The sequence below is a fragment of the Corynebacterium sp. HMSC034B08 genome, assembly GCF_001835805.1.
Taxonomy (GTDB): domain Bacteria; phylum Actinomycetota; class Actinomycetes; order Mycobacteriales; family Mycobacteriaceae; genus Corynebacterium; species Corynebacterium coyleae.
Map to the genome: position 1 here is coordinate 177,625 of NZ_KV825964.1, position 24,769 is coordinate 202,393.

23 protein-coding genes are annotated in these 24,769 nt (G+C 59.0%); 5 read left to right on the forward strand and 18 right to left on the reverse strand.

All coding sequences use genetic code 11. The annotated features are described in order from the left end of the window. The 4 genes from HMPREF2656_RS13625 to aspS all read right to left on the reverse strand — a co-directional run. Window positions 1–171: alanine--tRNA ligase-related protein (locus HMPREF2656_RS13625; RefSeq protein WP_168167547.1), on the reverse strand; the 171-nt coding region annotated here is incomplete at its 3' end. 71 nt (window positions 172–242) lie between these two features. Further along, window positions 243–1,607: a replication-associated recombination protein A gene (locus tag HMPREF2656_RS07255; protein WP_070816222.1), complete on the reverse strand. Its 1,365-nt coding sequence runs from the start codon at window positions 1,605–1,607 to the stop codon at window positions 243–245. A 4-nt stretch (window positions 1,608–1,611) separates the two neighbouring features. Beyond that, window positions 1,612–2,898: a phosphotransferase gene (locus HMPREF2656_RS07260; protein ID WP_083279517.1), complete on the reverse strand. Its 1,287-nt coding sequence runs from the start codon at window positions 2,896–2,898 to the stop codon at window positions 1,612–1,614. Window positions 2,899–2,960: 62 nt separating this feature from the next. Beyond that, a complete protein-coding gene (gene aspS, locus HMPREF2656_RS07265; RefSeq protein ID WP_070423235.1) occupies window positions 2,961–4,772 on the reverse strand; it encodes an aspartate--tRNA ligase in 1,812 nt (603 codons plus the stop codon). A gap of 169 nt (window positions 4,773–4,941) precedes the next feature. Between aspS and HMPREF2656_RS07270 the strand changes: the two genes are divergently transcribed. The 3 genes from HMPREF2656_RS07270 to HMPREF2656_RS07280 are packed head-to-tail and all read left to right on the forward strand — an operon-like array spanning window position 4,942 to window position 8,048. After that, window positions 4,942–5,862 carry a KPN_02809 family neutral zinc metallopeptidase gene (locus HMPREF2656_RS07270; protein WP_070451349.1) on the forward strand — a complete coding sequence of 307 codons (921 nt, stop codon included), beginning with the start codon at window positions 4,942–4,944 and terminating at the stop codon, window positions 5,860–5,862. A gap of 16 nt (window positions 5,863–5,878) precedes the next feature. Continuing rightward, window positions 5,879–6,643 carry a CBS domain-containing protein gene (locus HMPREF2656_RS07275; RefSeq protein ID WP_083319477.1) on the forward strand — a complete coding sequence of 255 codons (765 nt, stop codon included), beginning with the start codon at window positions 5,879–5,881 and terminating at the stop codon, window positions 6,641–6,643. 10 nt (window positions 6,644–6,653) lie between these two features. Continuing rightward, the gene (locus tag HMPREF2656_RS07280; RefSeq protein ID WP_070816223.1) at window positions 6,654–8,048 is read left to right on the forward strand and encodes an L-serine ammonia-lyase; all 1,395 of its coding nucleotides are present in this window, start codon (window positions 6,654–6,656) and stop codon (window positions 8,046–8,048) included. Here HMPREF2656_RS07280 and hisS read toward each other — a convergent pair. Further along, entirely contained in the window at window positions 8,035–9,321 is a 1,287-nt protein-coding gene (hisS, locus tag HMPREF2656_RS07285; protein WP_070423081.1) for a histidine--tRNA ligase, read from the reverse strand. The two genes, HMPREF2656_RS07280 and hisS, sit on opposite strands and share 14 nt — an antisense overlap. A gap of 169 nt (window positions 9,322–9,490) precedes the next feature. Between hisS and HMPREF2656_RS07290 the strand changes: the two genes are divergently transcribed. Continuing rightward, window positions 9,491–10,441: a peptidylprolyl isomerase gene (locus HMPREF2656_RS07290; protein ID WP_070770970.1), complete on the forward strand. Its 951-nt coding sequence runs from the start codon at window positions 9,491–9,493 to the stop codon at window positions 10,439–10,441. Window positions 10,442–10,532: 91 nt separating this feature from the next. After that, window positions 10,533–10,796, forward strand: coding sequence for a hypothetical protein (locus HMPREF2656_RS07295; RefSeq protein WP_070451343.1), 264 nt, complete (start codon window positions 10,533–10,535; stop codon window positions 10,794–10,796). Between the two features lie 60 nt (window positions 10,797–10,856). Here the strand turns inward: HMPREF2656_RS07295 and HMPREF2656_RS07300 are convergent, their stop codons facing one another. From HMPREF2656_RS07300 to HMPREF2656_RS07360, 13 genes are all read right to left on the reverse strand, one after another. Continuing rightward, window positions 10,857–11,825 (reverse strand): serine hydrolase domain-containing protein, encoded by a 969-nt coding sequence (locus tag HMPREF2656_RS07300; protein WP_070816224.1) that lies wholly within the window; start codon window positions 11,823–11,825, stop codon window positions 10,857–10,859. Between the two features lie 50 nt (window positions 11,826–11,875). Next, window positions 11,876–14,152, reverse strand: a complete 2,277-nt coding sequence (locus HMPREF2656_RS07305; protein ID WP_070570426.1) for a RelA/SpoT family protein — start codon at window positions 14,150–14,152, stop codon at window positions 11,876–11,878. Between the two features lie 50 nt (window positions 14,153–14,202). Next, window positions 14,203–14,781: an adenine phosphoribosyltransferase gene (locus tag HMPREF2656_RS07310; RefSeq protein WP_070423077.1), complete on the reverse strand. Its 579-nt coding sequence runs from the start codon at window positions 14,779–14,781 to the stop codon at window positions 14,203–14,205. Between the two features lie 60 nt (window positions 14,782–14,841). After that, a complete protein-coding gene (locus HMPREF2656_RS07315) occupies window positions 14,842–16,437 on the reverse strand; it encodes an ABC transporter substrate-binding protein (RefSeq protein WP_246825135.1) in 1,596 nt (531 codons plus the stop codon). A 33-nt stretch (window positions 16,438–16,470) separates the two neighbouring features. After that, window positions 16,471–17,634, reverse strand: a complete 1,164-nt coding sequence (secF, locus tag HMPREF2656_RS07320; protein ID WP_371325716.1) for a protein translocase subunit SecF — start codon at window positions 17,632–17,634, stop codon at window positions 16,471–16,473. Then, window positions 17,634–19,577: a protein translocase subunit SecD gene (secD, locus tag HMPREF2656_RS07325; RefSeq protein WP_070570428.1), complete on the reverse strand. Its 1,944-nt coding sequence runs from the start codon at window positions 19,575–19,577 to the stop codon at window positions 17,634–17,636. The genes secF and secD overlap by 1 nt, the downstream gene beginning before the upstream one ends. A gap of 155 nt (window positions 19,578–19,732) precedes the next feature. Further along, window positions 19,733–20,023 (reverse strand): preprotein translocase subunit YajC, encoded by a 291-nt coding sequence (gene yajC / locus HMPREF2656_RS07330; protein WP_070816226.1) that lies wholly within the window; start codon window positions 20,021–20,023, stop codon window positions 19,733–19,735. A 33-nt stretch (window positions 20,024–20,056) separates the two neighbouring features. Further along, on the reverse strand, window positions 20,057–21,133 hold the full coding sequence (gene ruvB / locus HMPREF2656_RS07335) for a Holliday junction branch migration DNA helicase RuvB (RefSeq protein WP_070423072.1): 1,077 nt from the start codon (window positions 21,131–21,133) through the stop codon (window positions 20,057–20,059). A gap of 11 nt (window positions 21,134–21,144) precedes the next feature. Continuing rightward, window positions 21,145–21,759 (reverse strand): Holliday junction branch migration protein RuvA, encoded by a 615-nt coding sequence (ruvA, locus tag HMPREF2656_RS07340; RefSeq protein WP_070816227.1) that lies wholly within the window; start codon window positions 21,757–21,759, stop codon window positions 21,145–21,147. Then, on the reverse strand, window positions 21,756–22,307 hold the full coding sequence (gene ruvC / locus HMPREF2656_RS07345; protein ID WP_070451330.1) for a crossover junction endodeoxyribonuclease RuvC: 552 nt from the start codon (window positions 22,305–22,307) through the stop codon (window positions 21,756–21,758). The genes ruvA and ruvC overlap by 4 nt, the downstream gene beginning before the upstream one ends. A 94-nt stretch (window positions 22,308–22,401) precedes the next feature. Continuing rightward, window positions 22,402–23,154, reverse strand: a complete 753-nt coding sequence (locus HMPREF2656_RS07350) for a YebC/PmpR family DNA-binding transcriptional regulator (protein ID WP_070816228.1) — start codon at window positions 23,152–23,154, stop codon at window positions 22,402–22,404. A gap of 70 nt (window positions 23,155–23,224) precedes the next feature. Then, window positions 23,225–23,692: a LemA family protein gene (locus HMPREF2656_RS07355; RefSeq protein ID WP_246819507.1), complete on the reverse strand. Its 468-nt coding sequence runs from the start codon at window positions 23,690–23,692 to the stop codon at window positions 23,225–23,227. Further along, window positions 23,689–24,768 (reverse strand): glycosyltransferase family 4 protein, encoded by a 1,080-nt coding sequence (locus HMPREF2656_RS07360; RefSeq protein WP_070816229.1) that lies wholly within the window; start codon window positions 24,766–24,768, stop codon window positions 23,689–23,691. Before HMPREF2656_RS07360 ends, HMPREF2656_RS07355 begins: the two co-directional genes overlap by 4 nt. Between the last annotated feature and the right edge of the window lies 1 nt (window position 24,769).

Below are 24,769 nucleotides of genomic sequence, written 5' to 3' on the forward strand. Positions count from 1 at the left end.
GGCAAAGTCTGGGGTCTGATCGCCCAAGAAGTACGGCTTGAACGGCACCATTCCTGCGTTGACGAACAGCAGCGTCGGATCGTCGAGAATCAGCGAGGCGCTCGGTACCGGGGTGTGCCCGGCCTCAACGAAATGGTTGGTAAACCGCTCTCGGATCTCATGGGTTTGCACGCTTCGGTGTCCTTTCAACTGCTCCGGAGTTTTTCCGCGCTTACTTTACCCGCGACTCCTCTACAGTTGGGCTACCGCCCGCGAACAAGTCGGCGTAACCGACCAATAAACTCGCTAATTCGGCGCTCCGCGCCGTGTTCCGTCGGCTCGTAATACACCGCTTCTTCCAGCCCATCCGGGATATATTGCTGCTCGACCACTCCCCGCGGGTCGTCATGCGGGTAGACATATCCAACCGCATTGCCCATCTGTTTTGCGCCCTCATAGTGGCCATCGCGCAAATGGGCCGGCACTGGAGGCACATGCCCCTCACGCACGTCCGCTAAAGCACGATCGATGGCCTTAATGACGGCAGGCGACTTCGGCGCCGTAGCCAGGTGAATTGTCGCCTGTGCTAGCGCAAGACGCCCTTCTGGCAGGCCGACAAACTGCACTGCATTCGCCGCAGCGGTAGCAGTCTGCAACGCAGTCGGATCTGCCATACCAATATCTTCCGAAGCGTGAATGACCAGACGTCGTGCGATAAACCTGGGGTCCTCCCCGGCCTCGATCATTCGCGCCAGATAATGCAGCGCTGCATCGACATCAGACCCGCGGATCGACTTGATAAAGGCGCTGACCACGTCGTAATGCTGATCGCCATCGCGGTCGTAGCGAACAATCGCACGATTGACGTTTTCACGCACAATCTCCAGCGTGATCGTGCCACCGCCAGAAACAGCTTCAGCGGCAGCTTCGAGGTACGTCAGCGCCCGACGCGCATCGCCTCCAGCGAGCAGAATGAGTTGTGCGCGGGCTTCGTCGTCAAGCAAAACCTGCCCCTGCAACCCCCGCTCATCTGCCAATGCGCGGTCGATGACTCCGCCAAGGTCTTCGTCGCTAAGCGACTCGAGCTTGAGCAGCAGCGAGCGCGACAACAACGGAGCAACAACGCTAAAACTCGGGTTCTCCGTCGTGGCGGCAACCAGCAACACTGTGCGATTTTCGACGGCCGCAAGCAGCGCATCCTGCTGCGTTTTAGAAAACCTGTGGACCTCGTCGATAAAGAGCACGGTTTTCTCACCGCGGATGAGGTCACGCCGCGCCTCGTCGATAACCGCGCGGACTTCTTTCACGCCGGAAGACAGCGCGGACAACGCCACAAAGTTCTGCCCCATCGTTTTTGCGATTAACGATGCAATCGTGGTCTTACCTGTCCCAGGCGGACCATACAAAATCACCGATGCTGCACCAGAGCCTTCGATGAGCCGACGCAGCGGCTTTCCCTCGCTGAGCAAATGCTTCTGCCCCGCTACCTCATCTAGGGACTGGGGGCGCATCCGTGCGGCCAGCGGTGCTGTCGAGCCAGCTTCAAAAAATGAGGTACCTCTATTCCCCGATGCTGCACCGGGAACGTCGTTGCTAGAAGCAGCCGCGAAAAGTTCTTCTTGGCCCATTGCCTTAACGCAACCGCCTTGCGACCTCGGACGCGAACTCAGCAACGACAACGTATGCGGGGTCTTTACCGCTACCCGCATATGCTGCCAACGACTCGAACGTCTCGCGCAAATCACGTCGCACGAGAAGCTCATCTTCGGTCAATGGTTCTCCACCTCGCGGTCGAAGCACAACGCCAGCATTCTCTTCGGCGTCGTCGCCAATGGCTTCGGCTACCCCATCTACAAGATCAAAATCCTGAATATCACCTGCCGAAAGACCAGCAGCTTCAAGCTCTTTCTCAAATGTCGGATCATCCTGCAACAACGCGGCCATAGGCTTCGGTTCCAACATGGCGACGCTACTAAGCGCCCACCCCACCAGTGCACCCGTGATGCGCGCCTGCAACGTATCCGGATGCTGCACTCCTGGCCAAAGGTCAGAGACCTGTATCCGCCACGCATCGACGAACGCCTTGGTCGCTTCCTCGTTAAACGGCTGCGAAGCCAAATACACCGGGAACCGCGCAACTACGTAGGCAACATCGAATGAAACATCCCGAAAGCCCGCTGATTCATAATCAAGAAAGTGAAACGAGTTCCCAGACCGAATGACGTTATCTGGTGCCAGGTCAAACGGCGTAAAAGCACGCATACCGCCACGCAGCAGCCGGCGCTCGATGTTACGAGCCGTGAGAACCACCTCTTGAGGAATCTCAATTCCGGCCTCACGCATGATCCGCAAGCCAACTCTGATCCGATGGGACAGCAACCGGTCCCTCAAACGTTGCAGCGGTGCAGCGTTGGGCCGTGAACGCGTCATCCGATGCAGTAAGACGTTAAACGCTTCCTCTTCATCGGCAGTACCTGCATGCATTCGGCCAAGTGCTGTGCCCAGGCTGCGCAACAGTGCGATGTGGTCCTCTTCGCTTGCAGTCTCAAGCGCTTCTGCGAGAGTTTCCCCATCACCGGAGTCGGTGATGATAATGATGCGTTGCTGCGTGTCGTAGCCCAACAACGCAGGGCCAGGCCGGGTCTTTTCACTTAAGGAAGTGGCGAATTGGTACGCGACAACCTCTCGAAGGTACGCCGCCTCTTCGAAGACAGACTCCGTTGGCGGCGCCTGCTTAATGATGACTGAGCGCTGCTGGAAAAACGGGTTCGTTTTAACACGAGCCCTCAACACGATCGAGGGACCGGAGCCATTAAGGCGTTCAACCTCAAACAACGACTGCTCACCGCCGTAACGGCGAGTGAGAATGTCTGTAGCGCTTGCAACGACTTGCTCGTCACTTACTTGCTCGGGCTGCATCCGGTCCCCTTTGTCGTGCGCCACCGCAGGAGCGGGTTCCTGCGGTGGCTGCATTCAATCGGCTACTTCGTGTCCGTTTCGCCGTCTGCCTTGTCTTCAACCTTCTTCGGCTTGAAGTCCACTCCAGTTTCCTTGCGCTGCTCAGCCGGAATTGGAGCAGGCGCGTCAGTAAGCGGGTCGACACCGCCGCCGGACTTCGGGAAAGCGATCACATCGCGGATCGATTCAAACCCGCCGAGCAACGACACGATGCGGTCCCAGCCAAAGGCAATACCACCGTGCGGAGGAGCACCGAACTTGAACGCTTCGAGCAGGAAGCCGAACTTCTCTTCGGCCTCTTCATCGGTGATGCCCATGACCTCGAACACGCGCTTCTGTACATCGTGCTCATGGATACGGATGGAGCCGCCACCGATCTCGTTACCGTTGCACACAATGTCGTATGCGTAGGCGAGAGCCTCGCCCGGGTTCTGCTCGAAGTTGTCCAGGAACTCCGGCTTCGGAGAGGTAAACGCGTGGTGGACTGCGGTCCACTTGGAATGGCCCAACGCGACATCACCGGATGCGGTTGCGTCTGCAGCAGGCTCAAACAGCGGTGCATCCACAACCCACGTGAACGCCCAATCGCCTTCCTTGATCAGGTCAAGCTTGCGCGCAATCTCACCGCGGGCTGCGCCAAGCAGTGCACGAGATGCCTTGGTTTCGCCTGCTGCGAAGAAGATGCAGTCACCCGGCTTCGCGCCGACGTGCGCAGCGATGCCAGCCTTTTCCTCGTCAGTGATGTTCTTCGCCACCGGACCGGTGAGCTCGCCGTCTTCCTGAATGAGAATGTAGGCCAGGCCCTTCGCACCGCGCTGCTTTGCCCACTCCTGCCATGCGTCAAGCTGACGACGAGGCTGGGATGCGCCACCTTCCATCACAACAGCACCCACGTACTCGGCCTTGAATACGCGGAAGGTGGTGTCCTTGAAGAAGTCGGTGCACTCGACCAATGGAATGTCGAAGCGCAGGTCCGGCTTGTCGGAGCCGTACTTCTCCATCGCTTCCTTGTAGGTCATGCGCGGAATCGGCGTCTGAATGTCGTAGCCGATCAGCTTCCAAAGCTCGACGAGGATTTCCTCGGCCAGCTCGATGATGTCGTCCTGATCAACGAAGGATGCCTCGACATCGAGCTGGGTGAACTCAGGCTGGCGGTCTGCGCGGAAGTCTTCATCGCGGTAGCAGCGTGCCAACTGGTAGTAGCGTTCCATGCCCGCGACCATCAGCAGCTGCTTAAAGAGCTGCGGCGACTGCGGCAGCGCATACCAAGAACCTGGCTTCAAACGAGCAGGAACAAGGAAGTCACGTGCACCTTCCGGGGTCGAACGCGTCAGCGTAGGCGTTTCGATCTCGGTGAAGTCGTGGTTGTCCAAGACGCGACGGGCGGCTTGATTGGCCTTAGCGCGGAGGCGAATTGCCTTAGCCTGACGCTCGCGGCGCAGGTCCAGGTAGCGGTACTTCAGACGTGCTTCCTCGCCAACTTCATTGGAGGATGCATCCTCGATCTGGAATGGCAGGGCTGCAGCCTTGTTCAGCACCTTCAGGTCAGTGACGTTGACCTCGATTTCACCGGATGCAAGGTTCGGGTTCGCAGAGCCTTCCGGGCGTGGCTCAACCACACCGGTGACCTGGATGACGAACTCGCTGCGCAGGTCGTGTGCAGCCTCTGCTACTTCGGACTCACGGAATACAACCTGAGCGAGACCAGAGCGGTCGCGCAGATCGATAAAGATGACCCCGCCATGGTCACGGCGGCGGGCCACCCAACCTGTGAGCGTGACGGTCTGACCGTCGAGTTCTTTGTTCAAGTTCCCCGCAAGGTGAGTGCGCAGCACGGTTTCTTCCACGTCCTTCCACGTGATGGCGAATCTAACCTGACAAAGTCTACCTACCCCGGCTGAGTGGTGCCTCGGCGAGGTCCACACCATACCAACCCAGTCGCTCGAGACACGATGTTTTGGCCCAACCGCGACACTCGGTAGGGATCTTTGGCACAATTCAGCCATGACATTTCGTGGTGATTACGCGCAGGGTCAGGGCGGCAACGTCAGGACAAGCTCCGGCTCCGGTCGCGGAGGCGGCGGGGTCAGCCCCGGCGCAATGGCAATTCTTCCGATGCTGCTTCGCGGCGGTGGCGGAGGGACTGTCATCTTGATATTGCTCGCGGTGCTGTACTTCAGCGGTGCGTTAGATGGACTCCTTGGCGGCGGGAGCAATTCTCAATCCCAGTCTGAGTCGCAGGGTGACTACTCACTCGAGCATTGCAACGAACAAGGATCCTCGAACACCTACGACGATTGCCGCGCGGCGGCAACCTTCGGGTCTGCCCAACAGATTTGGAGCGAAGTACTCCCCGCGCAGGCGAATGTCGAGTTTGAGCCGGCAGATATGGTGCTTTTCCGCAACGATGTCACCACTGGCTGCGGCTACGCTACCTCCGATACCGGCCCGTTCTACTGCCCTCGCGATACCACCGCTTACCTTGACGTGAGCTTCTTTGAGCAGCTGGGCCAACTCGGCGGCGCGAACGGTCCGCTTACTCAGGAGTACGTAACTGCCCACGAGTACGGCCACCACATCCAGCATCTGGAAGGAACGTTGGGGCTGAGCGACTATAAGAACCCAGGCCAGGATTCTGCGGCTGTCGCAATTGAGCTGCAGGCGGACTGCTACGCCGGAATCTGGGCAAAACATGCTGCCGAGCAGGGCGTTTTGGAACCGATCACCGACGAACAGCTCGAGCAGGCACTGCAGACCGCCCGTTCGATTGGCGACGACAACATTCAACGACGCTCCGGCGGTGACGTCGACCCGGATGCGTGGACACATGGCTCCTCTGAGCAGCGTATGGAAGCGTTTAATTCCGGGTACAACTCCGGACAAATGGCCGCCTGTGACACGCTGAACCGCGGCGTCTACAACTAAAAGGCACCGTTCGCTTATGACCAAGTCCGCACCGAATCGCGCTATCCCGTTCCTCGCCGCGTTCAATTCGATCGAGTCTCATTTGCGCAGCGAATTGGATGCCAAACGATCCGATTCGTTTACGTGGATGGTGGGCCTCGCCGCAAAGAAAGGGATTCTTGCTCGCGACCAGGCCGAGACCTTGCGTGAGTTTGCGGATCTGCGCAACGCGATTAGCCATGGGGAGTACGACAATCTCCGCCCGATTGCAGAGCCGCTCCCCGAGACGGTTCAAACAATCGAGCATTTGCGCGACGCGATACTCTCCCCACCGTTGGCCCTTGAGGTGGTCCCACACCAGAAGGTGGTGACGTTTACGCCGGAGACGGACATTCATGAGCCATTGAAGACAATCGCGACACAGGGACTAACGCAATTCCCGATCTACGACGAAGGAAAGTGCGTCGGGCTGCTCACCACGAATGCAATCGCGCGCTGGGTGGCGGCGGAACTGACAGATGATGACCGCATTCCCGCTACCACCGTTCGCGATGTGCTCACCCACAGTGGCAAACTCGACCACCCGGTGTTTCTTCCACGGACCGTAACCGCCGCACGTGCTGTTGATGCGTTGAGTACTCCATTGGAAACCGGCGCGGTGCCTCGCCTGGCCATCATTACCGAGCACGGCAAGGCAAACCAGCGGCCGATCTCGGTTTGGGGGCAACCGACATCCCTGCACTATCTCAAGCGCAGTAGCGCATCCCGCTTATCGACGAGCCACAACCGGTTTCTGCGGTAGGATTCGCCGCATGTCAGCAAACTTTGTCAGTGTTGTCGACCTGTTCAGTATCGGCATCGGTCCATCCTCATCTCACACCGTTGGCCCGATGCGGGCCGCAATGACGTTTGTGGAGAAACTCGGGAAGGTACCGGCGAAGGTTGTCGTAGAGTTGCGTGGTTCCCTCGCCGCCACGGGAGTCGGCCACGGCACCGACCGTGCTGCGTTGCTCGGGCTGGTTGGGTACACCCCCACCACCACTTCTGCAGACATTGCTCCAAAACCTGGGGAGCCGATCCCTTCCACAGGCGTGATCGAAGGCCCGACAGGGCGCGTGGAGTACGAGCTTCGCTTCGACCCGGCACCGGTGGCCGAGCACCCGAACTGTCTCATCTTCGATGCGTGGGACACAGACGGCACCATGATCGCCGAACGCGAGGACTATTACTCTGTCGGCGGCGGCTTCATTCTGGATCGCTGGGAGATGGAAGCGCACCGACAAGAATCCGGTGTTGCATCCGCTCGTGAAATTGCGACGGTCCCCTACCCGTTTAACAATGGCGCAGAACTCATGGAGCAGTGCCGAACACATGGGATGACAATCGCAGAGATCATGCGTGCGAACGAGGAGTCGATCCACGGGGCGCAGCGACTCAACTCCCATTTGGATGCGGTGTGGGACGTCATGCAGGAATGCGTTGCGCATGGCCTGAAGACAGAGGGAATCCTTCCAGGCGGCTTGAACGTAAGGCGTCGCGCGAACCGTCTTCACCGTCTACTGACTGCAGAGTACGAAGCATCCACTGCCCGTGGGCTTGACGCTATGGAATGGGTGAACCTGTACGCGCTTGCCGTGAACGAAGAAAACGCGGCTCACGGCCAGGTGGTTACCGCGCCAACGAACGGCGCAGCCGGCATTATCCCTACAGTTATGCATTACTGCCGCGACTTCACCGACGACTTCACTGCTGAGCGCGCCCGCGAATTTCTGCTTACGGCTGGTGCGATCGGGTCGATCATCAAGACCAACGCCTCGATTTCAGGCGCAGAAGTCGGCTGTCAGGGCGAGGTCGGTTCGGCTTCTTCGATGGCCGCTGCTGGCATGTGCGCAATCCTGGGCGGCACCCCTGAGCAGGTTGAAAACGCAGCTGAGATCGCGCTCGAGCACAACCTTGGCCTGACCTGCGATCCTGTGGGCGGTCTGGTCCAGGTTCCGTGCATCGAACGCAACGCAATTGGTGGCGTAAAGGCCATCAACGCGGCACGGTTGGCGAAGCTTGGAGATGGCACCAACATCGTCACCCTCGACGACGTGGTGGAGACCATGGCAGCCACCGGCCGCGACATGATGACTCAGTACAAGGAAACGTCCATGGGTGGCCTCGCAGTCCAGCTCGGCCTGCCCGTGAACATTACTGAGTGCTGATTGCCTGCGCGACCGCTTCAGCGGAAAGCGCAACGGCCTCCTGTGAGTGCTCGGCGAGGTTCTTGACTGCAACCTCGCCTGCCTCCAGCTCACGCTCGCCGAGCACCAGCGCGAAGCGTGCGCCCGCGCGGTCAGCACCCTTCATTGAGCCCTTGAGCCCGCGGTGGCCGTAAGCCATGTCGGCGCTGATACCGGCCGCGCGGAGTTCGTCGACAAGCTTGCTCATCTTCACTCGTGCTTCGTCGCCAATCGCGATACCGAACACATCGACACGGTGGGCTGCTGCTTCAAGCTCGACGCGTTCAGCTTCGAGGGCGAGTACCGCGCGATCAACGCCGAGACCGTAGCCGATGCCGGAGAGGTCCGGGCCGCCAATCTGGGCCATCAGGCCGTCGTATCGTCCACCGCCACCGATGCCGGACTGTGCGCCGAGGCCATCGTGGACGAACTCGAAGGTGGTCTTGGTGTAGTAGTCCAAACCACGAACCATGCGTGGGTTAATGACGTACGGCACGCCGAAGTCATCCAGCGCTGCGGTGACGGCCTCGAAGTGGGCACGGCATTCGTCGCAAAGGTGATCCAGCATCAACGGCGCATCGGCGGTCATCTCTCGGACCGCCTCACGCTTGTCGTCGAGCACTCGAAGTGGGTTGATCTCAGCACGGTGGCGAGTTTCCTCGTCGAGTGGGAGATCAAACAGGAACTTCTGCAGCTTCTCGCGGTAGGCCGGGCGGCAATTCTTGTCGCCGAGGCTGGTGATCTCCAGACGGAAACCGCTCAGGCCGATCGCACGGTAGCTGCGGTCTGCCAAGGCGATCACCTCGGCGTCGAGCAGCGGATCGTCGACACCAATGGCTTCCACGCCCACCTGCTGCAGCTGACGGTAGCGTCCGGCCTGCGGGCGCTCATAGCGGAAGAACGGTCCGTAGTAGTTGAGCTTCACGGGCAGGTAACCGCGGTCCATGTTGTGCTCGATGAAGGAGCGCATGACGCCGGCGGTGCCCTCGGGACGCAGCGTTACCGAACGGCCACCGCGGTCCTCGAAGGTGTACATCTCCTTGCTCACTACGTCAGTAGATTCACCGACGCCGCGGGCAAACAAGGTGGTGTCTTCGAACACCGGCAGCTCAATGTGTTGGTAGCCAGCGATCCGTGCCTGGCGCGCGAACTCGTCGCGGACATGGATGAACGCACTCGAGGCGGGCGGCACATAATCGGGCACGCCTTTCGGTGCGGAAAGTTTTTGGAACTGCTCGGCTTGATTCTCACTCACGAGGCCTTAGTCTAACCAACCTCTCCCCTGTGCGGGCGCACTTGTCGCTGTGGTCTTTCCACCGCTGTTGCGATTAGCCCTGCTAGGCTTTTGCACCGTTCAATGCGCGCGTGCTTTTCGACGACATCACGCACGCGCTTTCCCCGATACTCGAAGAGGTGCATCGCCAGTGGCTAGCAACGAACAGCGTGGCAAAGAGGCCCTGTCCAATCTGGAACGGGAACTCGATTCCCGCGACCGCAAGGAAAAGTCCCGCCCGTGGTCTGTCGCAGCGCTTTCCGCCGTTGCCATCGCGCTGATTGGTGGCGGCATCTACGTCGCAGCCAACCAGGGCGACGAGGACAACCTTGCAGCCGACGACACCTCCGCAACTACGGATGCTGACAACGCAGAACAGGAAGAATTTGACGCTTCCACCTTCGCGCCGATTGCTACGAAGCGCGAGAAGGCCTTGCCGGCTACCGTCTCGTGCACCTATGAAAACGAGGACGGCGCCGAGCTGCGCGCTGGCACCCCGCCGACCGAGAACGTGTCCACCGAAGGCACCGTCACCGTCGAGCTCGAGACCAACCAGGGTCCGATCGGCATGACGCTCGATCGCGCAGCTTCCCCATGCACGGTCAACGCCATCGAGTACCTGACCTCCGAGGGATACTTCAACGACACGGTCTGCCACCGTCTGACCACTGCCGACGGGCTGAAGGTGCTGCAGTGTGGCGACCCGGATGGCACCGGTGCGGGTGGCCCTGGCTTCCAGTTCGCCAACGAGCTTCCCACTGACGAGGCACTCGACGGCATCGACACCGAAGGTCTCGACCTACCAGCCGATATGGATGAGGCTACCAAGAACCAAACCCTGCAGATGATGCTGCAAAACGAGCCTAAGCGCTATGACCGTGGCACGATCGCCATGGCTAACGCCGGCGCGGACACCAACGGCTCCCAGTTCTTCCTAAACTACGGCGACTCGGTCCTGCCGCCGCTGTACACCTACTTCGGCACGATTGACGACGAGGGCCTTGCCACCCTGGACAAGATCGCCGAAAAGGGAGTTGAAGGCGGCGGGACTGACGGCGCACCGGCCGAGGAAGTGCGTATCACCGCAGCAAGCGTGAAGTAGCACTCACATACATATCGCTATTGCACGCAACCCTCGCAGGCGATAGCATCCTGCAGAGATTCCGTTTCAAACCTTTTCAGTGAGGACCCTCATGAAGACCCGCACCAGCCTTATCGCCGCCGCTACCGTCACCGCAGTCGCCTTCACCGGTGCAGGTGTTGCTCAGGCTGCGCCGACTGTCGTCGGCGATAACACCACGAACACCACCAACAATGGTGGATCGTCCTCCAACGAAGAGGGCTCCTCCTCCCGCGATATGAGCCCCTCTGAGATCCAGGATTGGCTCGCCGTTGTCACCGCGATCATTGGCATCCTGAGCCAGGTGGCTACGGTTGCCATGAAGTTCATGCGCTAAAACACGGCACTGCGAAAAGCGTCTCCGGTTTCTCGCCCGAGACGCTCTTCTGTTTCGTGGTCATTTCTCTCGCGCTGGGTCATGCAGGCCTATGAGTTCAAACGCAATCCATTCAATGTCTGCATACGAATCCGTCGTGACAAACGATGCACGCTGAGTGCTTAAGTCCAGCAGCAGCATCGAGGAGAATCCCCGCGTTGCACCGTTATGCCAGTACAGTTCGGTGCCTTTAATGTTCGCCCACGTAAATCGCGTACTGCGACGCTCAAGGATATGCATGGCGTACTTCGCCATGTCCGAGGTGGTCGAACGCAGGCCGCCGGATGGAGCTGTGCCGTCCATCTCCCAAGCTTGCACAGGTAGACCGAGTGCGGAGACTCCCCTGGGTCTATCCGGTCCGACTGTTCCAGGCAAAGCGACGTAAGTCTCCGTCATCCCCAACGGGTCGAGCACCCACTCTTTGATCAACGTCGGGTAGGTCGTGGTGGAAACCCTGGCCAGTAGAAACCCGAGCAAGTCGTGGCCGAGGTTAGAATATTCCTCCACGCCACGCTCTCGCAGTGTCGCTGACAGTGCCTGCTCGATGACATCCTCGGATGTGACCCCTACGTCAGGATTCAAGCCGAGAAGTGCTCGTGCAATGTTTCGCAGTCGTTGCTTGCCGGTTCGTGGCAAGCCCGAGGTGTGGTTCGCCAATTCAGCCAGCGTCACATCTGCTAATGCGTTACCTCGCACACGCTGCCCAAGCACATCTCCGACCGTTGTATCGGTGTCAACCAACCCCTTGGTAATGGCTTGCTCGAGCAGCTCGGCATTGAACGTCTTGGTTATCGAGGCAATCTCGAACTCGGTGTGCTCATCCGCCCCGAGCCCAGCAAAGTTGGCTTTCCCGTCTTCAACAACGCAAGCTGCAACATTACGAAGCGGATACGTATCCGCACTCGCTCGCATTGCCAATGAGGAGAGTAGCCGCACAAGAGACGCATCCCCTGTCAGCTCTTGTGCAAGGGTGACCCGTTTGAACCGCATCGCAACCTTCCTATCAACGCAACGTTGAACAGGTCTCGAACGAGCTTAGGTTACGCAGTCACTCTGTAGACGTCGAACACACCTTCAATGTTGCGAATCTGGTTCATGATCGAACCGAGTTGTTTGATGTCTGACACCTCAATGGTCAGTCGGATCGTCGCCACTCGGTCCTCCCCTGCTTGAGACGACATCGCGAGGATTGGGAGTTTCGCCTCGGAGAGCACCCCGGTGGTCTCGGTAAGCAGACCATTGCGGTCGAGTGCTTCCAGCTGAATCGTCGCGCGTGACGCACTCTTGGTGCCACCGGGGGCGGACCATGACACGTCGACGAGACGCTCTGGCTCGTCGTTAAGTTTGGTCGCGTTCGTGCAGTCAGTCCGGTGCACGGAAACTCCCCCACCACGGGTGACAAACCCGAAGATGGCATCGCCGGGGACGGGTTGGCAGCATTTCGCCAACTTCGCCATCACATCCGGGCTGCCCTCAACCAGGATCGCAGGGCCGTCGCCGGTTGTTTGCGGGCGAACAAGTGCAGAAACAGGGGTACGCGCTGTGAGGGCGTCTACGGCGTCATCGTCGCCGCCGAACATGTCCATGAGCAAGTGCGCGACGTGCGCTGCAGACACTGTTCCCGCGCCGATAGCCGTATACAGCGCATCAACGTCCTGGTAGTGCAAACGCGTTGCTACCTGGCGCATCGACTCGTTGGTAAACAGCCTGTGCAACGGCAGCCCGCCACGCTGCACCTCAGCAGCCAGGGCATCGCGACCCGCGTCGAGCTGCTCCTCGCGACGTTCCTTGGCAAACCACTGTCGAATCTTCGCCTTCGCGCGCGGGGAGACAACAAAGTCCTGCCAATCGCGCGTCGGCCCAGCGTTTTGATCCTTTGAAGTGAAAATCTCCACCCTGTCGCCGGACTTCAGCTCGGTTTCTAGGGTGACCAACTTGCCGTTAACCTTCGCACCAATGCAGCGGTGGCCAACTTCGGTGTGCACGGCGTAGGCGAAATCGACCGGAGTAGATCCTGCCGGCAAATCCACTACATCGCCCTTTGGGGTGAACGCGAAAATCTGCTGGCTTGTCAGGTCGTAACGCAGCGAGTCCAAAAACTCATTCGGGTCCGCGGCTTCCTTCTGCCAGTCAAGCAGCTGACGCATCCACGCCATCTGGTCGACCTCGGCCTGATCGCCCTTGTGGGAGCCCTTCGTCTCTTTGTAACGCCAGTGGGCAGCCACACCGTATTCGGCGTTGTAGTGCATCTCGTGTGTACGCACCTGCACTTCAAGGGGGCGACCGGTCGTCGTCATCACCGTCGTATGCAGCGACTGGTAGACACCGAAACGCGGGTTGGAAATGTAGTCCTTGAACCTGCCCGGCATCGGCGAATACAGCGAGTGGACCACACCAACAGCGGCGTAGCAGTCATACACCGTATCCACGAGAACACGGATACCGACCAGATCAAAGATCTCCGCGAAGTCGTGACCGCGCACAGCCATCTTCTGATAGATCGACCAGTAGTGCTTCGGACGGCCCATGACCTCAGCCTGGATGCCATTCGTGCTCAGCTCGCGCTGCAGATCGGTAGTGATCTCGCGCAGGGCACGGTCGCGTGACGGAGCGTGATCCGCCACAAGACGTACGATTTCCTCGTACTTCTTCGGCTGCAAAATAGCGAACGCGAGATCTTCTAGCTCCCACTTCACCGTTGCCATACCCAAGCGGTGCGCCAACGGTGCAATGACGTCGAGCGTCTCCTGCGCCTTCTTCGCCTGCTTCTCCGGCGGCAAGAAACGCATTGTGCGCATGTTGTGCAAGCGGTCCGCGACCTTAATCACCAGTACGCGAGGATCCTCGGACATAGCAACGATCATTTTGCGGATCGTTTCCGCTTCTGCGGCGGCGCCGAGCGCGACCTTGTCCAGTTTGGTCACGCCATTGACAAGTTTGGCCACTTCCGGGCCAAAATCGCGGGTGAGCTCATCAAGTGAGTAGTCGGTGTCCTCTACCGTGTCATGGAGCAGAGCCGCCACCAGCGTGGTGGTATCCATACCAATCTCGGCACAAATCGTTGCGACGGCGAGCGGGTGGGTGATGTAGGGATCACCTGACTTGCGGAATACACCCTCGTGCAACCGTTCTGCCGTTTCGTATGCAAATCCGAGCTGCTCTACGTCAGCCTTCGGGTGATACTTGTGGTGAATCGACAACAGCGGATCGAGCACCGGGTTCGTTCGCGGACGCCCACCTCCCGTAAGAGAGCGGGCCAACCTGGCGGAGACACTGCGCACGGTCGGGCCCGACCGCTTGACTGGTTTATCTGTCATGTCAGGACTCCTCCACTGTCAGCAGGTACTAAGTCTGTGATACTACCCGGCTAGTTTTCTTCTTTCCCCAAAACCACAAGCGGAGCGCCGTCGAGTCGCTCGCGCCCTCCAAGTCCCGGGACTTCCAAGACGACGACGTAGCCGGCAACTCGCCCGCCGGCGCGCTCAATCAAGTCGCGCGCCGCGATCAACGTCCCGCCGGTAGCCAGGACGTCGTCGACAAGCACAATGCTCTTGCCAGAGATATCCACCCCATTCGCGGGGATCTCCAGCGCAGCGGAGCTGTACTCCGTGGTGTACTCCTGGGTAATCACCGGTGGCGGCAACTTGCCCTTCTTGCGAATCGCAAGGATGCCGGTGCCCATCTCGTACGCCACAGCGGAGCCGAGCAAAAACCCTCGGGCATCAAGACCGCCGACGAGATCGGCGCCGAGCTCCTTGCTCGCCTCGGCCATCTCTGCAATGACCACGTTGAGCGCGGCTGGGTCGGCAAGCACCGGAGTCAGGTCCTCGAACAGCACTCCCGGCTCCGGAAAATCCGGAACGCGGCGAATCTTGTCCTGCAGTGCCTCAAGAGCGGAAGCGTAAGGCTGACCGCCATGCGGGCTGATCGACGGGGTGGGCGACATGATTTCGGATCGTCTCCTGGTCAGGTTTATCGGGTTTTTAGGGTCGGGAATTAAGTTTGGTCAGTTGGACCATCTGTCCATGTTCCAGCCAATGCCGGAAAGTCCTGTATACGGCACCACGTTGCGCACTGCATTATCGACGACAAAGGTTCGGGGTTGTGCGGCCAGCGGAATCGATGGCAGCGTCTTCCACAGATGCCCCTCCTGGGCACGCAACGCCCCCAGATCCTGGGCGCGATTGTTGGCCGCTGGGTACTCGCTCATCGGGTCAACGACTCGCAAGATAGCGTCGGCTTCGCCGTCATGCACGGATTCGTTGCGCCACTCGTCGTACTCCACGTGAGGCAGGTCAGCGAGCGTCTTCCCCTCGCCTGTGACGTCGATGATCGTAATTCCTGCTGGCTCGCAGGTGTGGCGCATCGATTCCACCATCGCGGCCCAACGCTCGTCCGGATACACGTAACCGATACGCAACGTGGAACCCCGAAGTGCGGAAGCTTCCTGGATATTCACGTCCAAAAGCGGCGCAGCGATATCTGCCATACGCTGAGCCAACGGGTCGGTGTGCTGAATGACATGCAACGGTGCAACTGGCACTTCAACCCCCGCCTTCTCACTTGAAGCGGCGGCAACAGCGCGAGGATCGATGCAACGTGCAAGTGCCTTCCGGTGATCCGGATCCGCCCAAAAACCAACCTCCGGCAGGGTCAACATCTCGGTGAGCTCACCGATGGTGGTTTTCACATCCAGTCGATTGCCTTCTGCGTCCTCGTCGTACCACTGTGGTTGCAACTGCCGCAGGTCGCCGATCTTCATCGCCTTGGATGCTGCTAGCTCCGCAGAATCTACGGAACCAGGCCACACCACCATTGCTGCTGTCTGCGGAGCGTCCCCGTAGTAATGCTCATTAGCGACGAGCCGAACCTGGCCCTTCTCTCCTACCTCCGCAACCTTGAACGGGCCAAACGAGACTTGGAGTTCAGGATCGAACTCTTTGAGGTCAAACCCGTGGCGCCACACCTGCGCGATTGGTTTGAGTCGCTCCAGATCATCCGAGAGTAGATCAGCGACGAGGTCCTCGACAGATCGATTGGTCTTTGCAGCAACAGCATGTGCGGGAAGGACCGTGCCTGGTTCAAAAAGGCCACGCCAGCGTGCACCACGGCCTTCCTTGAAGGTCACAGTGAACTCTTTCGATCCGGGTGTGCACGACAGCGAGTCCGTGTCGCCGAACAAAGGCATATTCGAACCGAACGTCGCCGGGTATTGTCCGGCAGCAAACGTCAAAAGATAGTCAGCGCAGGTGACGGGAGTGCCGTCCGAAAACACTGCCGCTTCCGACAAGGTGTAAATCACCTTGCGCTGATCCCCCGGCAGCACCTGGGTTTTTACAAGGTCAGTGTTGGGGATCAACTGTCCGCTTGGACCAGGAACATACACCCCGGGGTACAGGCGACCGGACAACGATTGCGCTAAGTCTGTCGATCCTTCGAGGGATCCAGCGTTTGTGGTGCGCAGGTTGCTTGTTACCTGGTAACCGAAAAGTCTCGTGGACTCATCATCGTCGTTGTCTGAAGATGCGCACCCGGAAAGCACCAGCGCCGTTGCGGCCAACACAGCCGCAACCTTGCTGCCAATCACCATTTTCGGTCTCATGAGTCCACGCACCACTAGGTTTCAGCCGCTTTCTTACGCGTTCGGACGCCAGGTGCTTGTCGAAGATGCACCCGTGTCTTCCACAGGTCGAATCGGAGTAGCCACGTGGCGCTTCTTCTCTTCGACCGGTTCCTCTTCAACTTCTTCGACCTGGCCACGGCTTCGGAATGCCTCAACCGCAGCATTGTGGTCCTTGTGCTCCTGACGGCGGTTTACCAGGCTGACCAACATCGGGGTGGCCAAGAACAACGAGGAGATCACGCCTTGAATGACGCCAATGAGCTGGATGAGCGCAAGGTCCTTCAAAGTACCCACACCCAGCATCCATACCGCGACAATCATCAGTGCGATGATCGGCAGCGCAGAAATAACCGAGGTGGAAATCGAACGCATTACGGTCTGGTTGACCGCGAGGTTGGCCTCTTCCGCGTAGGTGGATCGTCGAGAATCAAGCACTCCCGACGTGTTCTCCTTGACCTTGTCAAACACAATCACCGTGTCGTAAAGCGAGAACGTCAACACAGTCAGGAAACCGATGATCATCGCTGGGGTGATCTCAAGGGCGAACAATGCGTAGATACCCATGATGAGGATGGCATCAACCAACAGCGCCCCCATGGCAGCCAGCGCCATCGCACGCTGCAAACGCACCGCGACATACACGGACGCTGCCAAAAGGAACACGACCATAGCCAGGAGCATGCGGTTCGTAATCGTGGAACCCCACGACTCCGACACGGTGGAGTCACCGATAGCGTCAGCGCTCGGCTCACCGTTGTGATCCTGTGGGTGGTAAGTATCGAAAATAGCCTGGCGCGCGGCATCGATCTGCTCCTGTGAAAGGTGGGCAGAGTTGATCTCCAGCGTGCGGGCGTCGCCAGCGCCAACGATCTGGGTGAGCTCAGGTGTCACACCAGTGGCCTCGACGAAGGTTTCCTCGACCTCGGTCGCGACCAAATCGCCGGCAGGCATCGTCAGTTTGGTGCCGCCCTCGAAGTCGATACCCATGTTGAAGCCACGAATGAACATCGCCAGGATCGCGACCACAATAAGTCCGAGGGTGATGCTGTACCAGGTCTTGCGGTGCCCAACGAAGTCGAGGCCGCCGGAGCCGTCATACAGCGATTCACGGTCGCGACGTGCAAAGCCGCGCTTCGTCGTGGGGGTTTCGGTCGTAGCTACAGTGCTCGACATGATTAGGCCTCCTCATTCGCGGCGGATGCTTCCACGGAAGCTTGTTGCTTGACGACGACGCCGTCGCCCTCCTCAAGATCACCTGCAGCGCGGCGTTCTTCTGCGGTGCGGAATGCGGCACCCATACCGTTGACAGACGGCTTCGACCAGAAATTGCTGCGAGATGCGAGCACCAGGAGCGGCGCAGTGACCAGGAAGGTGACCAACAGGTCGAAGATGGTTGTCAGACCCATGGTGAAGGCGAAGCCCTTGACATCGCCAACTGCCAGGAAGTAGATGATGACCGCACCAATCAGAGTCACCATGTTGCCTGTGATGACCGTCTCCTTGGCCCGTTCCCAACCGGACGCGGTCGCCGAACGGAATGTCTTGCCGTGGCGTACCTGGTCCTTGATGCGCTCATAAATCACGATGAACGAGTCTGCGGTCGTACCGATACCGATGACCAGACCAGCGATGCCCGACAGGTCGAGCGAGTATCCAATCCAGCGACCGAGCAACACGAGCATGCCGTAGACAAGCAAACCTGCTGCTGCCAGGGTGACCAACGAGATGAAGCCGAAGAGGCGGTAGTAGGCGAAAACGAAGATCGCCACCATGGCAAGACCCACCAGCCCCGCATACAGGCCAGCCTTCAAGGAGGCCTGACCGAGTGAAGGGGGAACCGTCATCGCAGTTCCGCCTGGCTCACCGTTTTCACCGGCGAACGACAGCGGCAGTGCTCCGTAGCGCAGGTTGTTTGCGAGCCCCTCAGCTTCCTCTTGAGTGAACTGACCCGTGATCGAGGTTGCGGAGCCGACTGGGGTTGCGCCCTGGATAACTGGCGCGGAGATCACCTGGGAGTCAAGTGTGATTGCAATCTGCTTCTGCAGCATCTCACTGGTGAGTTTCGCCCAGGTAGCGGAACCGTTGACATCACCAGCCTGGCTGAAGGCGAAGCTGATCTCCATCTGTCCCGACTGCGGGTTGTATCCGCCGGTAATCGCGCGGCTGGTATCAATCTGCTCGCCGGTCAGGCGGGGCCCTTCCGGATCTGTTACACCGCTGAGCAGCGGGACCTCGTCAAGCAACATCGCCTGACCGGTCGACGGGTCACAAGCGACTAGCGGAAGATCTTGCTTATCCGAGCCAGCGAGCGGGTCGGTTGCCTGGCCGAAGCAGCGTGCGGACATCAACGTCAACGCAGCGTACTGCTGAGTCGGGTCAGTCGACTGGCGGGTCTTCCGCAGCATTTCGGTTGTTTCCTGGCGGCGCTCAGCGGCCTCAACCGGACCGTTCGGTTCCGGCAGTGGTTCAGCGGAAATCTGTGGGACGTTCTTCGGCTCTGCTGGCGCTTCTTCCTCGCTTGGCGCGACGTCCTTGCCAACCTCTGGGTTGTTTGCATCGCCTGACTCAGCAGCTTTGGCCTGCTCCTCGGCTTGTTTCTCAGCCTGCTCCTTGCGAGCCGCGAACTGTTTCAGCAGTGACTGGCCCTCTTCGGGCGTGAAGATCCCGTACTTTACCCACTCGTTCGCCATATCCAAGATGGCTTTATCTGCTTCAGCTGGGTTTGCAGCCGGAGGGTCAAGCACAGGTCGGAAGAACAGCTGGGAGGTCTGTCCGATGTTACGGATCTCCGAGGTATCGTCACCAGCTGCTTCGATCACGATGGTGTTGCCATCGACGACGACCGATGCGCCCGAGACGCCCATGCCGTTGACACGGTTCTCCAGAATCCGACGAGCATCCTGGAGCTGTTCTGACGTAGGCTCTTCACCCTGCGGCACCAGTGTCACACGAGTACCGCCCTGCAAGTCAATACCTAGCTTCGGGGTAGCACTCTTCGTGCCGGTAAAAAATACAAGGGCGTAGACGCCGATGACGATGAGAGCGAATAGGGCAAGCGCCTTCGCGGGCCACTGCCGCTTCGACTTCGCCTCGCCGGATCGCCGAGTGCGTGTAGACACTGAGCAGACTCCTCTTTGTTCAGGCTCGGGTTTTCCGCCTTACACCGGCGCACACGCCGATCCAGCAGCATCTTTCAAGGTGCGGTGGACACAAACAATCGCGCGAGCCGGTGATGGCACAACGCAAATATGCTACGCCATCAGGCCAGAAAAACTTAGTTGGGTACCTCATTTGTGTCGACAGGTGCCACAGGCTCAATCTTGCGCATCACACCAGCCGTATCCATCGTCACGGCTACACCCGGGGCAAGCTCCACAAGCATGGTCTCGCCATTGTGCTCCACAACCGTGGCGTGGAAGCCTGCAACGTTGACAATCTGATCGCCAGACTGAATCGACTGACGCAGTTGTTCAATCTGAGCCTGACGCTTCTTCTGGCCACGCATCATGAGGATGGAAGGCAGCAAGAACAAGGCCAGAATGACAATGAGCAAAATTGGTTCCATGAGAAACCATCATTGCACAACACAATCGTGGGCTTAGTAGAGCGGCATCTGCCCAGGCGCTTCGGGAGGTGCCTGCAAACCCAAGTGCTCCCACGCGGCGGCAGTAGCAACCCTGCCCCGGCCTGTTCGCGACATCAGTCCCGCGCGCACCAGATAAGGCTCACAGACCTCTTCGATGGTGCCGGATTCCTCGCCAACCGCGATCGCAAGGGTCCCTACACCTACCGGGCCACCGCCATGTCCCCTAATCAGGGCGCCAAGCACAGCACGGTCGAGGCGATCTAGCCCTAGCTCGTCGACATCGAACACTTCGAGCGCACTTCGTGCGGCATCCAGGTTTACCCTGCCATCGCCATGCACCTCAGCCCAGTCGCGCACACGACGCAGGAGTCGGTTCGCAATTCGCGGGGTTCCACGCGAACGCGAGGCGATCTCAACCGCAGCATCAGTATCAATCTGCACCCCAAGGATATTCGCTGCACGACTGACAACCTTGGTGAGGTCGTCGACATCGTAAAACTCCATTTGAGCTGTAAACCCAAAGCGGTCACGCAACGGGCCGGTGAGCATACCTGCCCTCGTGGTTGCCCCGACGAGGGTAAACGGAGGAATCTCTAGCGGAATCGATGTCGCGCCCGGGCCCTTGCCAACAATGACGTCGATACGGAAATCCTCCATGGCCATATAGAGCATTTCCTCAGCCGGCCGTGCGATGCGGTGAATCTCGTCGATGAAGAGCACATCGCCCTCCATCAAGTTAGACAACATCGCCGCCAAGTCGCCTGCCCGTTCAAGAGCAGGCCCTGAGGTCATGCGCAACGACGTGCCTAATTCCTGTGCGACGATCATTGCCATTGTGGTCTTGCCCAGTCCAGGCGGACCAGACAGCAAGATATGATCCGGCGTCACACCACGATTTCGGGCGCCCGTAAGCACAAGACTGAGTTGTTCTCGTACCTTGGGTTGGCCGATGAATTCCTGAATGGACTTCGGACGCAACGAACGCTCAATATCGTGTTCGTCGGCCTGCACGTTGGCGTCGACAGGCGACGGTGCTTTCGCTGAAAAACCTTCAGGGAGCTGGAACTCGGTCTTTTCCACATCAGACATTGCGCATTAGCCTACTTCTTGCCCAAATGCGTCAGCGCTTGACGCAACAACGCAGAAGCGTCGAGATCCGGCTGGTCTGTTGTCAGCTGATCTACGACCGACTGTGCCGTACGCTCTGGGAATCCGAGTCCGACCAGCGCTTCCACAACCTGTTCCGAGGCATAGGTGGTGGCTGGTTTTACTCCTGTACCAGCCGCCGCACCGCTTGGTGACTGCGCCGGCAACATCGCTTCGACTTTGTCCTTGAGCTCGAGGATCATGCGCTCGGCCATTTTCTTGCCCACGCCGGGGATCGTTTGAACCTTCTTCGCGTCACCGTTTGCAATATGCGTCGAAAGCTCGCCAGGCTCAAAAACAGACAACGCGGCAATAGCCAACTTCGGACCCAAGCCAGTCACGGTCTGCAACTTATGGAACATCTCGCGCGATTCATTGTCGCCAAAGCCATACAAGGTGACGCCGTCGTCTTTGACCACCATCGAGGTCATCACTCGACGCGTTTCACCACGCACAAGACCGCCAAGCGTTTGCGGTGTAGCAAGAAACCTATAGCCCACCCCAGAACACTCAATGACCGCATGGTCGAGACCAATAGTGAGCACCTCACCGTTGAGAGAATCAATCATTGCACTGCCGCCTTCGTATTGGGGTGTTGAAGTTGTTGGAGATGTTGCGTTCGAGCGATAAGTGGCGCGCGCCAGCAGTGACAGACTGCAATGGCCAGCGCATCAGCAGCATCTGCTGGTTTCGGCGCCTCACTCAAACCAAGAATGCGCGTGACCATAGTGGTCATTTGCTTCTTGTCCGCACGCCCGTTGCCAGATATTGCTTTCTTTACCTCTGAAGGGGTGTACATGTGCACCGGGATGTCACGCTCCGCAGCGGCTAAGACCATGACACCGACAGCGTGCGCTGTGTGCATCACCGTGGAGACGTTGCCACGTTCAAAGATACGTTCCATAGCAACAACATCGGGCTGGTAATCATCCATCCACTCGCCCACCGCCCGAGAGATTCTGAGCAGGCGCTCCGCAAGCTCCGCTGTTGAGGGAGTTCGCACGACGCCAACTGCTACGGGAATGATCTGGCGGCCACGACCTGCCTGCACAACAGACAAGCCACAACGCGTCAGACCGGGATCAATGCCCATCACCCGTAGTCCTTCGAGGTTCACGCAACCACTCCTTCGCTCATGACACATATGTTCTACCACAACGTGCGAAAAAGGCGCGCCTCTCAAAGAGGGCGCGCCGGTTCACGACGAAGTGTTATGCGTCGAGCTGCGCTGCAACCTCGTCCGAGATCGTCATATTGGTGTAGACATTCTGGACGTCGTCGGAATCTTCCAACGCGTCGATCAGGCGCATCATCTTCTGTGCGCCCTCGAGATCCAGATCGACCTGAACGTCGGCACGGAATTCCTGGCCAGCCTCTTCAATCTCGATGCTTTCACCGATCAGCGCCTCACGCACTGCAGGCAGGTCAGTCGGCTTGCAGGTAATTTCGAACTCCTCACCGAGGTCGTTGACTTCCTCAGCGCCAGCGTCGAGCACTGCCATCAGCACGTCATCTTCGGAGAGGTCACCCTTCTTGATCGTGACCACACCGGTGCGCTCAAACATGTAACCGACAGAGCCGGACTCGCCCAGGTTGCCACCGTTCTTGGTCATGGCGGTACGTACCTCGGTTGCGGCACGGTTGCGGTTGTCGGTCAAGCACTCAATCAACACAGCAACACCGTTGTTGCCGTAGCCCTCGTACATGACAGTTTCCCAGTCGGATCCGCCGGCTTCCTCGCCGGAGCCACGCTTGCGAGCGCGCTCGATATTGTCGTTGGGGACCGAGGCCTTCTTCGCCTTGCGGATCATGTCATCGAGGGTCGGGTTAGCAGCGGGGTCACCGCCGCCAGTGCGGGCGGCGACCTCGATATCCTTGATCATCTTCGCCCAGAGCTTGGAACGCTTTGCATCGTTCGCCGCTTTTTTGTGCTTGGTCGTTGCCCACTTTGAGTGGCCTGCCATCGAGCACCCCTTCATTCCTCTGTTGACGGTTAACAGAGCGCAAGTATACGCCAGCTGCACAAATACGCTGTTACTGGCCGTCGGTGGCAAACTGCGGCACTACCGCAGTACCGCCAAGACGGAAAAACCGCACCATAGGTCGCAACTGCAGCACCAACGTATCCGCAACCGCATCGTTATAGAACCGCCGGGCGAGTTCTACTCGGGTATGTGCATCACGGAGTTCAGCCGGTACGTCGCCACTGCTTTGCGACGACTCCCTGACCACCTGCATCAGATCCCCCTCAGCGCCAAGACGCAGCCGAAGATCCTTCGAGCTGAACCGAAGCGCCTCCGTTTCGTGAGCCTGCTTCGCGAGCTCCGGAAACAGCGCCGCAACTACAGCGCAGCGGCGGTCAAGAGCAGCCTGCAGCGCATCACGGGACCTATCCAAACGAATATGCAATCGGTGAAGTCGCTGCGCAGTGTGAAACGCCCAGGCAGCCACGATGACAACGCAGATCAGCGCGACGACGAGAAGCACGACACCAAATGTCACCGCTCAATCCTCACCTTCTCGTTGTAGGAAACAGCCTCATACACAGCGCAAACACGGTTCGCCACCACTGACCAGTCGAATTCCCTGGCCCGACGTGCGCCTCGGTTAATCAAGTCATTGCGGTAAGTGGCGTCGTCGATAAGCAGCTGCAACTGCTGCGCCAAAGCATCGGGATCCCCCGGCGGAAAGAAGGCCGCAGCGTCAGAGCCAACGGCGGCAAAAGCAGGGATATCGCTGGCTACCACGGCACACCCCGCCGCCATTGCTTCGACCAGAATGATGCCAAACGACTCGCCACCGAGGTTCGGGGCAACAAAAATGTCGGCGCGGCCGAGAATCTCGACCTTTTCATCCTCCGTAACCTTCCCAGCGAAACGCACCCCGTCCATTTCGCGTGCAGCACCTCCGCCCATCACCGTCACCTGAGGAAGGCGCGGAAGACGCTCCAGGGCAGCCAAGAACACATCGAGGCCTTTACGTGGCTCGTCGAGTCGCCCAAGGAACACAACCTCCACGTCTGAAGAGTCATTGCGCACACCACGAGCCCGCGCGAAGCGTCGCGTGTCAACTCCGTTCGGAATGATCACAGGGTCAGTGCCAATCTGCTCTGCCTGCCACTGCCATGCCAACTCGCTCACTGCGATTCCGGCACGAATCTTATCCAAGTTCGCACGCAACGCAGGCAGCGCTACTTTCAGCGCGTAGGAGCTCTCCGCAGAGGTGTGATAGGTAGCCACGATCGGACCCGCGGCTATTCGGTTCGCAACCATGGCGTAGCCCGGCGAATTTGGCTCGTGGATATGCAGCACATCGAAATCGCCGAGTTCGATGAATCGCTTAGTCGTCCTCACTACTCGCGGGCCAAACGACAAGCGCGCAACAGAACCGTTGTAAGGAATCGGAACCGCTGGCCCGCCACGAGTTACCCACTCGGGCAACGGGGTATCGGCAGATGCAGGGCCAAGGACTTCACTGTGATGTCCCATTTCCCGCAACCGCTCCGCCAAGTCAAGGACATGCGCTTGAACCCCACCAGGTTCATCAAAAGAATAGGAGCAGACTAGCCCAACCCGCATC